Here is a 14,324-nt window from a genome sequence, read left to right as displayed (position 1 = left end):
CAGTACTGCAGCTTGTGTATTTTCAATTACTTTTTCTAAGGTTGATATCTCATCAGTTGATTCGGTGTTATTTGAAAATTCTTTATTAGCTACACTTTCTACTGTTTCACCTTTTTAAGACAAGTTGTTTGTTAGGCTTCCGTCAGGCGCAGTTCTTACATGTTCTCTTACTACTACAAGATTACTATATGGAGCTTTATTTCATAATGGCATATTTTCAAAATTAATCATTTTCAAAATGTTTGAAATGCTATAATAACAAAGAAAGGGATAAAGTTAATGAGCAACCGAGAAGTTCTAATATGAAGATTTATATGATTGACTACTTTACGATTGTAATAGCTAATGTAATTGATAAATTTGACAACAAGATAGTCATTTCTACGATCATCATCCAAACCCTACGAAAATAGTACCGCTTCTATAGAGCAAAATATAACATTTTACATCAGAAAGGACCGGTGAAACACAATGGACATGCACGATAAAGTAAGCACAGGAATGGCTGGCTTCGACCAAGCAATTGACAAGCTTCGTCTTGGAGATAACGTCGTCTGGCAGGTGGATTCAATAGAAAGCTATAAGAAAATGGTTGAACCATATGTTGCACAAGCTAGACTGGATAATAGAAAGCTAGTCTATGTCCGTTTTGGGAACCATGAACCGTTACTTGAGGATTGCCCAGACATCAAAATGTATCCTGTCGATCCAAACAAAGGGTTTGAAAGCTTTGCGACAACGGTACATCATCTGATTGAGCAAGAAGGCAGGAAGACTTTTTATGTTTTTGACTGTCTGACCGATTTGTTAGAATACTGGTATTCTGATTTAATGATAGGTAACTTTTTTAAGGTTTCTTGTCCATTTTTGTATGAGTTAGATACGATTGCTTATTTTGCGATTATGCGAAATGTTCATACTTACAGCACCATTGCAGGAATTCGTGAAACGACACAGCTTTTGCTTGATTTATATCAAGTTAATGATAAATTTTATGTTCACCCACTCAAGGTGGAGCAACGTTATTCCCCTACGATGTTTTTTCCGCATTTAATCCGGGGGCAGGAGGCTATTTCTATCACAGCGAGTTCTGAGGCCGCCGAGTTATTCTCCAGCATTCATCGTGGTGAGGAAAGACTTGATTACTGGGATGTTGTTTTCACCAAAGCAAAAGATGCGCTTACACTTCAACCAGAACAGCGAGAAACAACTAAAAAACTGTTAATTTCCTTGCTGATTGGCAATGAATCGAGAATGGTTGAGTTGTGCGAGAGATATTTTACTTTAAGTGATATTTTGATGATCGCATCAAGAGAGGTAGGAACAGGATTTATCGGTGGAAAGAGTGTCGGTATGCTTCTTGCGAGAAAGATTTTAGAGCAGGATGAAGAGGAGCGATTTACTCCTTTTTTGGAGCCACATGATTCCTTTTATCTTGGATCAGATGTTTTTTACACCTATATTGTTCAAAATGGCTGGTGGAAGCTACGGACAAAGCAAAAGACGAAGGACGGTTATTTTACACATGCACCTGAATTGAAAGAAAAGCTTCTCCACGGAAAATTTCCGGAGAATATTCAGGAGCAGTTTGTTCACATCTTGGAGTATTTCGGACAATCTCCAATTATTGTGCGCTCCAGCTCATTACTAGAGGATAACTTTGGGAATGCCTTTGCCGGTAAATATGAGAGTGTGTTCTGCGTAAACCAGGGTACTCCTAAAGAACGCTATGAGGCGTTTGAACAGGCTATTCGTACCGTTTATGCGAGTACAATGAATGAGGAAGCGCTCGCCTACAGGATGAACAGGGGTCTTTTTGAGAGAGACGAGCAGATGGCGATATTGATTCAGCGTGTTTCTGGAGACCATTATCAAGAAACCTTTTTCCCGCATCTTGCAGGCGTTGGAAACTCCTCTAACCTTTATGTATGGGACGAAAGTGTAGATATGGATGCGGGCATGCTTCGCCTCGTATTTGGACTTGGCACAAGGGCGGTAGATAGAACGGTTGGTGATTATGCCAAAATTGTTACCTTAGATAATCCTTTACGCTTACCACTGATGAATTACGAAGATCAAAAGAAGTTTTCACAGCATTATGTTGATGTTCTCTCTTTAAAAGATAATACGTTAACAAGCAAAAGATTGGAAGAAATTATCCCTTATGATATTAAGGTTGATCAACAAATGTTTGCACGTATCGACTATGAAACGGTGAACCGCCTAAATGAGCTTGGTTATACCAATAGACCACTCCCTTTTATTCTTGATTTTCAAAAGCTGCTTAAGAATACTGAATTTCCAAAGCTTATGAAAGATATGCTCGCTCTGTTATCTAAGGTTTATGACTATCCAGTAGACATTGAATTTACCGCAAATTTCACGAAAGACAACCATTTTAAGATTAATCTTTTACAATGTCGCCCTTTGCAGACGAGAGGATTAGGTCATTCGGTCGAGATCCCGAAACTGGCAGATGATCAGGCTTGTTTTTTCTCCACAAAAGGGAACTTTATGGGAGGAAATGTACGATTGCCTATTGATTATGTTGTTTTTGTTCATACTAAAAGCTATTTAGAGCGTAATGAACAAGGGAAATATGCGGTTGCCAGACAAATAGGTTTGATCAATACTGCGCTGAAAGGGAAAAACGTCATGCTGATGGGACCCGGTAGATGGGGTACGACCACACCATCATTAGGTGTACCTGTTCACTTTACAGAGTTGAGTAATATGTCAGTTATCTGTGAGTTCGCATCAAATGAAACAGGACTAATGCCCGAGTTGTCTTATGGTAGCCACTTTTTTCAGGATCTTGTGGAATCGGGAATTTTTTATGTGGCTATTTTTGATGGACAAAAGGAAGTAGTATTCCATCCGAATGTCATTTTAGAAAAAGAGAATATGTTGGCATCGATTTTGCCCCAAAGCTCACAGTTTTCAGATGTCATCCATATTGCTAAAACAGATGGAATGGAAATATTCTCAGAAATTGTTTCACAAAGGCTTTTATGTAAATGAGCGTATCCGGAATCATTATTGCTATTTATGCCTAGTCTTTCTACTAATCAAATACGTACTGGTATTTTTTCATAACGAGAAAGTGCAAATTGAAAGTAATACTTTACTTGCCTGAGAGTGGTTCGGTATGCTTCTAGATTCGGTAGTGTCAGGAAAATGCGGAGTGACAATACAAAGTTAAGAGTTGCCTCTTTATAAAAACTCTTATTTTATCTATCCAAATTGATAGATAAAATAAGGATTTTTTACTACAGTCGAGGTTAATATTAAATGAATTTAAAAACACTACTCAGGATCTAATTGAATTGATCTAAACGACTTTTTTTGCTGAAGTAATTTTAAAAATGTTTATAAGTGCCTAAAAGAAATTACAAATTTAACAATTTAAAAACACCAAATTCATTTTAGTGGAAGTACCTGTTCCTATTAAACAATTGACCTATCAATTTTTTGGAAAATAGATTTTTCTCTTCAATTAAGATTTAAAGTTTTTGTAAGATAACCTTAGACAAATAATGGAAAGGAATATATACTACTTATTATCAAGAAAAAGGATGAGGGAGAGGAATAGTAATGGATATAAAACGTCAGAACGTTGATTTTGGGAATTCAATCTTTCAAACACTGGTGGATGGCTATTATTTTGAGATTCCAACAAATGTAGTAGAAATAACAAAGGATAAAGCAGCAGGTCACTTTCCTTCAGCTTTACATGAATCCGAATCACTTCTTCAAAGTTTGCTAATTTCAACTACAATTGGCGGAGTAGAGAAGTATTATCTTGTAGGGAATGCAGCAGAAAAACAGGTCTTAGGAAACATACATATAAACAAGTTGCATGATAAAACTGAATCTGAAATTCCATATGTGATGTTCCTGGCTTCAGTTGCTTATTACAATGCAATAAAAGGAAAAGACAAAGAAGATAACAGAGTTAACATAAACTATTTCTCAACTATGCTTCCAATATGGTTACTTAAGAAAACGAACAAGTTCAGTGAAATGCAAAATAAAATGGCCTGGCGATTTGAAGGGGATCACAAAGTTACTATATTGACTCCAGGATTAGAAAAAGTTGTAACCATTCACGTTGAAACAAGCAAATGTCGTATTGAAAGTGAAATTGCTCGTTGGGCTATTAAAAAAGATTTTGATTTACAAGATAGGGAAGAAGGAAATTCATTCAAAAATTTTGAAACCTTAATTGTGGATTTGGGTGGAGGAACCGTTGATCTTGCATTGCTTCCTGCAGGTCTTCAAGTTCCTAAGAGTAGGGATTCATTGAACTGCTTCACAGATATTTCATATTTGAAACACATTGAAAAACTAAGAAGTGAAAAGTTACTCGAGTATTTTGATGATGTTCGTTCATTGGAAGAATTCATTATCAATAACATCGAAAAACCAAAAATGGAGCAAAGGGATGGAAACAGTGGTAAAAAAGTAGATCTCACAGAGAAAATCCATGAGTCACTAAGAGACTATACACAAATTTTAATCACTAAGATTGAAAATACATTCCCATCACCCAAAGATAAGGTCTATAAGTATGTTTATATTGGTGGGATAGCTCCAATCCTTAAACGGTTCATCCAAGAATTGATCGATATAATGTATGGAGAAGAAATTAGAGAGGAAAATCATATTTTCCTGCCGGATACAAGAAAATTAAATTTGTATGGTCTTGAAATTCTAAGTAGACATGAAACAAATGCAGTTTACGCCTAAGAAAAGGAGGAGAACGTATGAGCAACCAAAATAAACGCCTCGATGAAGCGTTAGTTGATAGATTAGAGAACGTATATTTTCATCTAGGTGTTCAGATGGCTGCACCATTTTACATACTATCTAAAGCTTTTCTTACAGCTAGTAATCAATCAACGGATGTGGTCGGAGTAATGAGAAAGAAAGAAAGTAATAAATATGAACGTGAAATGTTTGCTATAAGCACTTCTGAAATGCCTCCTGAGGTTTACTCATTTCTAGAGCAAAAAACGCAAGCAAATGAGTTGTGGGATTATGTAACGAAACTTGTTGAGCAGGATTTGCATAAACCAGACAAAGAAGATACAAGAACGTTATTTGATTCATTCCGTGACGAGTTTTTAGGGGAGATTAACTTACTTAAAAAGGAACTTGCTTTACGTCCTGTCGCTAGTGCTGATTATAATGGGTTGAGACCTGCGCAAGTAAATGAGTTGCGGGATTATGTAACGAAACTTGTTGAGCAGGATTTGCATAAACCAGACAAAGAAGAGTTACGAACGTTATTTGATTCATTTCGTAATGAGTTTTTAGGGGAAATTAACTTACTTAAAAAGGAACTTGCTTTACGACCTGTTGTTGACCCTAATTATAATGAGCCGAGACCTGTTAATGACCATAAAGAAGAAGTTGATGATTTTAAAGAAGGTCAGTTACTTGAAAGTGATCGAGTAACGGGAACAATTAAAGAAGTTATAGATATAGATTTTTAAATATTAGGTAGGGGAGTGATGTTCCTCTACCTTTATTTTTTTGTATGTAAAAGGAGGCACCAGGCTTCCTTTTAGGGACATAAAATGGCCTCCCTTTTTTGGGATTTCTCATTTAGATACAATATGGTAAAGATATAAAGTATTGAAAGCACGAGTAACAATACAAAATGGGAAGCAAACCTTTACTTGGTATGAATGCCGAGACCCTGCATAATATTTTTTTCTCCTTATTGAACGGGTGCTTAGGACAAGCAGCAAAAAAAGGATCTTCCAATCGTGAGCAGATCCTTTTTATTGACTATAATCAGATTATGTTAACTAGATTTGTATAGAGTATGCATACAAATCTAGTTAGTAATAACAATGAATATAGATATGAATTAGTCCCTGCAAACGAACATAATATGATTATTTTTGATAAGAAGTCGGGCGAATATTGGAATAAATTTATACCAAGTAATGAAGGTCCTACAAGTTGTGAAAAAGGAGATTCACCAATTAAATATAATGACAAATAAAAAGTAGATTAAGAGCATGAACCATCTTAAAGTTTTGTTTGAGATGGTTCATGCTCTTAACATTTCTACCGTTATGTTGTTTGATTTTTCACACGCTGAAATAAGCTTAGAGCTATCTATGAGATAAATACTAAATCCATTTGGCAAACCAAGCGACATAATAGGCAGCAGGGATAAACAAGAGCTGTGCCAGGATAGTACCTACTAATTTCGAACTAATCATTGTCACGGAGTAACTCTTTAAGTAAATATAATCACATTGTTTATTCATGACCCTATCAGCTAGCACCGAAGCTTTTGGATCAATAAACAATGTTAGTAAAATAGTGGCAATTCCATTAATAATCCCTGACGACATTAATGCAGCTTGAGCATAATCTTGTGGAACTAACATGGAGGCATAGATAGAAGAAAGTACCCCAATCGTAAATACCGCAGAAACCATTACATTAATTACAAAGAGACGTTTAGGAATTGTCTTTAACGTAATGCCCTTTAGGTATGTTAATCTTGGTACTCGAAAACACTTAATGACCTTTACAATACCCTTTACATTAAATTGATTTAAAAATAGTGCTATGACGGAACCACGTTGATTTGATAACTGGATAATGGCTCGTGAAAAAATATTGATGAATGTCGGAAAGAGTAGTATTCCCAACAATACTCCAATGGATGTTACTCCAATTAAAATTCTATACTGTTCCTCTATATAATGTAATTTGTTTAAACCAGGTGCTTCTGCAATAAGTTTTGCGGTTAAAGGTTGTTGAATCATGGTAGAAAATCTCGAAACAATCACTAGCGTACTAAACAAAGATATTGCAGTTGCAATTAACTTTACTCTTGTTCCTGAAATTCTAGTTGCATAAGCTAGAGTTTCAATCATTGTTATGATCAATAAAAATAGAGATATTATCATTACTTTACCGGTAATTAGTTCCATAAAAAGCCCCTTTTAAAATGATTCTAGTTGTATTATAAATGAAATTCTACATTTTTGAATTGTTTAGAAGGTAATCTGTAATAATAATTTGATATTACTTGCTACATTATTCTACCATTTTAGCTAAATCAAAATCTAAAAGGGGATGAATACTCTATATAAATCTAGTTAACATAAAGTTTTTATAGTATCATTCCTTTAGACACTGGAGTATCTGATGAATGATAGACTCTAAAGCCTACCTGCATAATATCAGAAGTGGATAGGCTACACTAAGTTGGATAGATAGTATAAGGGACTCTACTTTACGCTGTAGCTTAACTTGATCCTGTTACCATTAGCTAATAGGCTTGGTAAGGTAGATATAAAACCAAAAAATGGATATACAAACATATACTAACAAATTTCCAAAAGGAGATAGTTAATTGAAGGTTATATTGAAATATTTAGTATTAATTATATAGAAAGAAGTATGAAAAGTTTATTTTTAGTCATTGTATCGTTTGTATCAATCTTATCGACAATTGGGTTATCAGCAGGAAATGCATTTGCATCTGAATCAGTTAATACAATTTAACGAAATAAAAAGAACCGATTCTCTTTTCACACGTGAGAATCGGTCGCTGGATCACTTTGATGAAATTGACAAGATAAATTCATTAAAAACATCCTTATTTTTGTTTTTTTATATTCTTTATAAAAGCAGCGTATTCTGGTTGGGCTTTTCCGTGTAATTCTATTGCTTCAACTAATAACTTTATAAATTTTTTCATGTAAGATATCTCCCTCCAATATGTTATGTCTTCATTATCAGACATCAGCTACCTTTTTACAAAGCTGGAGAAAACGGAAACAATGACAATGTAAGCGAACAATATAGAGGCTTTTCTTATGATTTCGTTGTTTTTCTTAGTTTATCTATGTTCTTTATATTCCGAATATTTCATTAATAATGTCTGCAAAACTAGTGAACAGAAGTTTTATTCTGCATGATGCAGGGGAGATGAGAAGGTTTTCCATAATGGGATTGATGGTGAAATAAAGAACAAATAACATAAGATGCGCTAGGTAGATCTTTGACGTGTTATTGGGAAATGGCATTAGATTTTACACCGCCCATATTTACGGACGGAGGGCATTTATCGAAGACTTAGGCTCCTAATGATATCGGAAAGGCAATGCTATTACAGAAATTTGAAAGCATGATACGTAAGGATGATAGTGAATGGTGAAAAAATCATTTAAATCCTTTACACAGTCATTTAAGCTAGTTTTCATTAAAATATATAGCATAAAAAATAATTAATTTAAAAATTTAACATTAGTTTATAAAACAAAATAAAAAAGGAGACTAAAATAATTGGACTTATTGTAAAGTGTTAATAGAAAAATTGTTTCATCTCGTTAAAAAACTTCCTTTTTTCTAAGGCTATTTTCTAAATGATTGTTGTTTTTTGATGGGGTAGAAGCCCGAATCAAGGAAAAAGAGCAAAAGCGGGCAACTTTAATGGAGTTACGTGACCGATTTCTGAAATATGGGGACGAACCGGTCACTATTGGTGGCACTCTATATGACAATAGCAACAAAGTTTGCGAAAACAGCCTAAATAAAAAAAGGAGCAGTTCATCGTTTCAATCTTTTAAACAAAAAAACACTTAGCTCAACCCAAAACCAACTATAGAAAAACGAAAAAAATGCAAGTGAGAAAAACAATGGCAAGTCGATTGTTGGTTGAATGGAAGGTCCTAATAATGGAAACTGAAAGACGAGTAAGACAATCAGAATCCCACTAAGCAATGCGATTGCCCCTGAAATAATGAGACTAAGGCGCCGTTTCCATACATGATAAGCAAGACCAATACCAATTCCTAATAATCCAGTAGTAAAAGTGAAAATCAGCACTTCACTTGGTTGTATGAGTACGAGCAAGAAAATGGTTAACAGGTAGCCTAGAACCCCATATTTTTCTGATAAAGTTGTACTAATAATAACGGGTGCCGTGGCAAAGGGACTAATGAACAAACCAGCTACAGGAATGAATCCACCAGCTGATTGAAGGATAGCCGACAATGTAGTTAACAGGGCAATCGTTGTAAGCTTTTTTGTAATCGACGCTGTTTTATTAAAAGAATTAGAAAAAACCTTCGCATGCATTGATATCGATCGAAGTAACAATTGTTGTTCCTCCTTCAATCATTCGTCATGCATACTATATTCGGCTATCCGGTCCTTCATTAGTAAAAATGTCTTTTAAAAATAATATTGGTAGGTTATCACTCATTTATAGTTTTTTAACCGTTCAGTTAACCGGAAATTTTCTTCACAATCAACTGGACATTCAATAAGTACCGGACCATCTTCAGAAAGGGCCTTTTGCAAGATTTCTTTTAGTTCAACTGCATGGTTTACTTTGAACCCTTTTGCACCATATGCATTTGCCAAAGCCATTAAGTCTGGGTTATGAAATTGAACATTTGCTGAATGACCTAGCATGTTTTTTTGTTCCCACTCAATCATTCCGTATCTTTCATCAATCCAGACCATAATAACAATCGCTAGTTTCAATCGAATCGCTGTTTCAAATTCTGCTAATGACATGATAAAAGATCCGTCACCACATACAGCGATTACTTTTTTGTCAGGGAGGGCAAGTTTCGCTCCAATTGCACCTGGTAGTCCAATTCCCATGGAAGCAAGTCCGTTTGAAATGATGCACGTATTTGGGTGCAGTGCCTCATATTGTCTGCCAATCCAGAGTTTGTGAGCTCCTACATCTGATAACAAAATATCATCGCTTGATAGGGATTCCCTGATTTCCTTAATAATGAATTGTGGGGCCAACGGATAGTTATTACTTGTCTGCTGAATCAACAAATCATTTGTAATTGTTTCCTTTAGATTTCGATAAAAGGGGTCAATCTCATTCCGTTGTTGAAGCTGGTCGGTTAGACTCTGTAAATTCACGGATAAATCACCTAAAAGTGTTGCTTTAACTGGATAATAACGGTCTATATCATGTTCATTGATATTAATATGAATGATCGGTGATTGCAATGGATTCCACTTTTTCGCACCATATTCGATTGGGTCATAACCAATCGTAATGACTAAATCTGCACGGTAAAAGGCTTGATTTACAAAATCACCTTCTGGCAAACCGATTGTTTGTAAATGAAGTGGATGATTTGCTGGAACAACTCCTTTTGCCATATATGTTTCTATAAACGGAATTTGAAGCTTTTCAATTAACGACAGAATAGCAGTAGCTGCACTTTCTCGTACGACATTACTTCCGATTATAACAATTGGGAACTTTGCTTCGTTAATTGCTGAAGCAACATCATTAATGGCTTGTTCTGGCGCAACCCCTTTTTTAGCAACAGGCTGATGTTGTAAAGGTTTTCCTTGCACAAGGGATGAAGCGATATCACTTGGCAATTCGATCTGGATTGCTCCAGGTAAATTGTTTAAGGCTAATGTAAATGCTTTTGAGACAACTTCTGGAATAATGGAACCATCGAGAATTGCTGTATTCCATTTTGTAATTGGGCTGTATAAATTGATAAGATTTACATATTGATGGGAACCATTATGCTGCATTGCAAGATCGGTCTGTGCAGTAATTGCGATGAGCGGCATCCGGTCTAAGGTAGCACAAGCAACACCTGTCACCATATTTGTTGCTCCAGGTCCAAGTGTTGAAAGACAAACACCAGGCTTTCCCGTCAATTTCCCCATAACCCCAGCAATAAAAGCTGCCCCAGTTTCGTGCCGACAAACGATAAACTGAATGGACGACTGATTGATCGCGTCCAGTAAATGAATGTTTTCTTCCCCAGGTACACCAAATATGTATTCCACACCTTGTTCTTCTAAGCATTTGACAAAAAGCTCTGCTGCTTTCAAAAAAACAACTCCTTTAAAATAAGACTAGAAAGCCTTTGTATATCTTTTCTTTATCTATACCCTGTTTGGAAGGATTTATTTAGATTACTCATTAAAGGAACGGAGAAATCTCGCAAATTTATCGATTCATAAAATATTCAAAATGATGGACTCCTACATTCAAGACAATTCCATATAGAGTGTTTTTTAAAATCTCTTCTTAAGCAATAAATGGTTAGCCTGATAAGATTGTTTCTAGCGTATTCTATAAAGTCCATAAAAACTGTACAAATTTTGATAGTAATATAGAGGTCGGTAGGGGAGAACACACTCGTTATCATGAACAGAAGGCGGTGGGGAGCAGGATTCATCATGACATTTGACCCTGCTTCCATTCAAAAAAAGAGTCTTTTGCATCTTAACTTGCTTAATATTTAGATTTATTAAAACCACTAGTCATCTTCTACCTAGACGGATAGGAGGCTTTAAATTTGAAGTTCTAGTTATGGGGCGGAACTCCAGAAGATGGAGATGCTGTCTTGCTTCAAGCAGATGCATTAATACTAAATGGATGCTTAATAGTTTGATTACTGAAATTAGCGTATAATTGAATAGGGGGTGAAAAATATGGAAAAACTGTCGAATCTGAGATTTTACATCATTACAATTGCTGGTGCGGCATGCTGGGGACTTATTGGTTTATTTATTGCTCCATTGTATGCTCGCGGTTTCACGGCTTGGGATGTAGTTGCGATTCGGGGGATCTTTACGTTCGTTATTTTAATTCTACTTATGGCAGTATTTTATCGTGATCAATTACGTACTAGATTAAAAGATCATATTTTTTTCGCTGGTGCGGGAATTTTTAGTATTGCCTTATTTAACTTTTTTTACTTTGAAGTTTTTGCTCAATCGAGTTTATCCCTTGCCGTAACACTTTTATATACAGGGCCTTTGTTTGTAACCATCTTATCTCGGCTTTTTTTTAAAGAGCCCTTGACCATTCGTAAAGGCTGGGCACTTGCTCTTGCTATTATAGGGTGCGCATTTGTTGTAGGTCTACTGCCATTTGGCCAAGAAAGTATACCTATGAAGACCTTGTTAATGGGGATTTTATCTGGATTTTGTTATGCGTTGTACAGTATTTTCAGTAAACCTGTAACGAAACGGTATTCTGCCTTGACCATTACTACGTACACATTTCTTTATACGAGTATTTTCATGTTATTGACAAGTGACATCATAAGGAAGACTGATCAATTTCAATATGTAGATGTTTGGGTGTCAGCGGTGTTGTTAGCTGTAGTGGCAACGGTTGCGGCTTTTGTTTTGTACACTTCAGGACTAAAGCATTTAGAAGCTAGTAAGGCCTCCATTTTAGCAACGATAGAACCTATCGTTGCAGTAGTAACTGGAGTACTCTTTCTTGGAGAGCATCTGCGGGGATGGCAGGTGTTAGGAATTGCATTGGTTTTGTATTCAGCAATTCTTGTCGCAGGGGGACGATCTAAGATGAAGAAAAGCAGCTGATATACAAGGATATGGACTGGTTTGGAGATCGTCCTGGCGTTCATATTAAAACCATTCACTAGAGTCTGAAAACCTAGAATCAAATTACTTTCAATTTCAATCTTCTTTCGAGGATTCTTGAGGAATAAATCAAACCTAATTCCTCAGCGTGTTTAATCCCTCCATTTCTTTGTCCATACTGCTCCAGCTAAAGGATTGGCAGAAGACCAAGAAAGAGAATTCATATAAAGCATACTCCTTTGGTTATTATACTAATCTAATAACCTGAGTTTAGATAATCAAACAACAATTAATAAAATAGTTGATATTAAAGAGTCTTTGCCCAAAAGACAAAGGCAGTTATGTGATTATATTCTAAAAAATTATCAGTCAATAGGATTGATAACAATTAAGGAGCTTGCCACTAATGCCAAAGTTGGAATTTCAACTGTGGTGCGTACGATAAATGCCTTGGGATATGAAAATTTTAATGACTTACGAAAAGATATCTATGATGAATCGATGCCTTCCGTTTCAAAATGGACATTGAAGAAGTCTTTTACAGAAATACAAAAAGAAGGGGGGAAGGTGCCAACTTTAGTGCAAGTTTGGAAAGAATCAGTGAATTTATTAAACAAATCATTAGATTCTGATTTATTGGAAAATTTTGATAGCGCAATTGATTACATTGTGAAATCAAGTTATATCAATGTTTTGGGTACTCGACGGTATAAAGCAACTGCATTATATTTTGAACTGTTGCTTGGAGAATTCTATCCTAAGATAAGGCAATTAGGTCATGATACAGAAGTAATTTATGATAGGATTTTGCAGCTTGAAAAGGATGAAATTTTAGTGGTTTTTGCATTCGAACCCTACACTAATCGAATTATCGAAGCCGTTAAGCTGGCCTATGAACTAGGCAATAGCATTATATTAATAACAGATCATATTTCATGTCCAATTATTTCATATGCGTCTGTAACACTGAAAGTAGAAGTTAGTGAAGAACAATTTTCAATAATACCTATTATTGCATTGATAGATGCATTGGTCATTGAAATTGGTAAACGTTCATCAGAAGAATCGATTAAAAAGTTGAAAAAACTTGAAAAAACACTTATAGAAAAGAATGTGACGTTTACTTATTAAAACTAGAAAAACAATTTTTTATCCAATGTTTTTTGTTTTACAGACAATTATGAGAAAAATACGGTCCATAACCCGTTCATAAAAATACACTTTTACGAACGGGTTAATTTCACTTTAAACCTCTTATTATTGATGTTCGTAAAACTTGAAAAAAAATTTACGAACGCTTTTTAGTAGAATAGCAGAATAAGAAACTAAAACATGAGAGTGATCTGATTGACGTTCGCAAAAAGATATTGTTATGGATAAAAGAACGTATGAAAAGAGGGAGTTGGCACGCTAAGCAAAGCAGTATTGTTTAACTCGGTCATTTAAAATAATTCTCAATAAATATATAGCATAAAAAATAATTAATTTAAATTTTAAAAAAAGTTTATAAAACAACATAAAAAGAAGAAAGACTATTTCTTCATAAGTTTTCAGATTTATCAAGCTATCTAATCTTTAATAGGAAAAGAAATAACCTCCAAACAACAATTAAAAACAACAAATATCCGAAAAAAGAATATCCGTGATTCCATTCGGGCTGATGGATAAACCAACCAAGTTGTTCGGCAACCTGTTCGCTAAAAAAGAAAACAATGCTAATAAAAACAATCATTATGAAACGGATAAACGGCTGAACGCGTTTTGCAACAACCAAAAAGGTAATAGTAAAGAGAGGAAGGATAACTAAAGTAAACAAAATATTAATAGAGAATACCTCAGGGAAAACTCTAACTGGAAAATGATACATTCCTTTACCGACGAAAATCAAATCTAAATAAGTACCGACAAGTGAAGCGAATAAAGCAACGGTTAGATAGATATTCAAA

Annotated in this window: 9 protein-coding genes; 5 read left to right on the top strand and 4 right to left on the bottom strand. The window is 35.1% G+C overall.

Features of this window, described 5'->3' with window-relative positions:
• Window positions 1–471: 471 nt before the first annotated feature.
• From K9V48_RS08970 to K9V48_RS08960, 3 genes are all read left to right on the top strand, one after another.
• Window positions 472–3,021: a PEP/pyruvate-binding domain-containing protein gene (locus K9V48_RS08970; protein WP_224138471.1), complete on the top strand. Its 2,550-nt coding sequence runs from the start codon at window positions 472–474 to the stop codon at window positions 3,019–3,021.
• 573 nt (window positions 3,022–3,594) lie between these two features.
• Entirely contained in the window at window positions 3,595–4,749 is a 1,155-nt protein-coding gene (locus K9V48_RS08965; protein ID WP_224138469.1) for a ParM/StbA family protein, read from the top strand.
• Window positions 4,750–4,766: 17 nt separating this feature from the next.
• Window positions 4,767–5,498, top strand: a complete 732-nt coding sequence (locus K9V48_RS08960) for a hypothetical protein (RefSeq protein WP_224138467.1) — start codon at window positions 4,767–4,769, stop codon at window positions 5,496–5,498.
• 648 nt (window positions 5,499–6,146) lie between these two features.
• Here K9V48_RS08960 and K9V48_RS08955 read toward each other — a convergent pair.
• The 3 genes from K9V48_RS08955 to K9V48_RS08945 form a co-directional block, all read right to left on the bottom strand.
• Window positions 6,147–6,962, bottom strand: a complete 816-nt coding sequence (locus K9V48_RS08955) for a lipid II flippase Amj family protein (RefSeq protein WP_224138465.1) — start codon at window positions 6,960–6,962, stop codon at window positions 6,147–6,149.
• Between the two features lie 1,624 nt (window positions 6,963–8,586).
• A complete protein-coding gene (locus K9V48_RS08950) occupies window positions 8,587–9,138 on the bottom strand; it encodes a DUF2232 domain-containing protein (RefSeq protein ID WP_224138464.1) in 552 nt (183 codons plus the stop codon).
• A 102-nt stretch (window positions 9,139–9,240) separates the two neighbouring features.
• The gene (locus tag K9V48_RS08945; RefSeq protein WP_224138463.1) at window positions 9,241–10,869 is read right to left on the bottom strand and encodes an acetolactate synthase large subunit; all 1,629 of its coding nucleotides are present in this window, start codon (window positions 10,867–10,869) and stop codon (window positions 9,241–9,243) included.
• A 606-nt stretch (window positions 10,870–11,475) separates the two neighbouring features.
• Between K9V48_RS08945 and K9V48_RS08940 the strand changes: the two genes are divergently transcribed.
• Window positions 11,476–12,378 carry a DMT family transporter gene (locus K9V48_RS08940; RefSeq protein ID WP_224138462.1) on the top strand — a complete coding sequence of 301 codons (903 nt, stop codon included), beginning with the start codon at window positions 11,476–11,478 and terminating at the stop codon, window positions 12,376–12,378.
• 264 nt (window positions 12,379–12,642) lie between these two features.
• Window positions 12,643–13,509 carry a MurR/RpiR family transcriptional regulator gene (locus K9V48_RS08935; RefSeq protein ID WP_224138517.1) on the top strand — a complete coding sequence of 289 codons (867 nt, stop codon included), beginning with the start codon at window positions 12,643–12,645 and terminating at the stop codon, window positions 13,507–13,509.
• A 433-nt stretch (window positions 13,510–13,942) separates the two neighbouring features.
• Here the strand turns inward: K9V48_RS08935 and K9V48_RS08930 are convergent, their stop codons facing one another.
• Complete coding sequence (locus tag K9V48_RS08930; protein ID WP_224138461.1) at window positions 13,943–14,323, bottom strand: CBO0543 family protein; 381 nt, start codon at window positions 14,321–14,323, stop codon at window positions 13,943–13,945.
• Window position 14,324 lies beyond the last annotated feature (1 nt).

Source organism: Metabacillus rhizolycopersici (assembly GCF_020075705.1).
The sequence above is the reverse complement of the archived record's forward strand: the minus strand, read 5'-3'. Positions and strand labels throughout refer to the sequence as shown.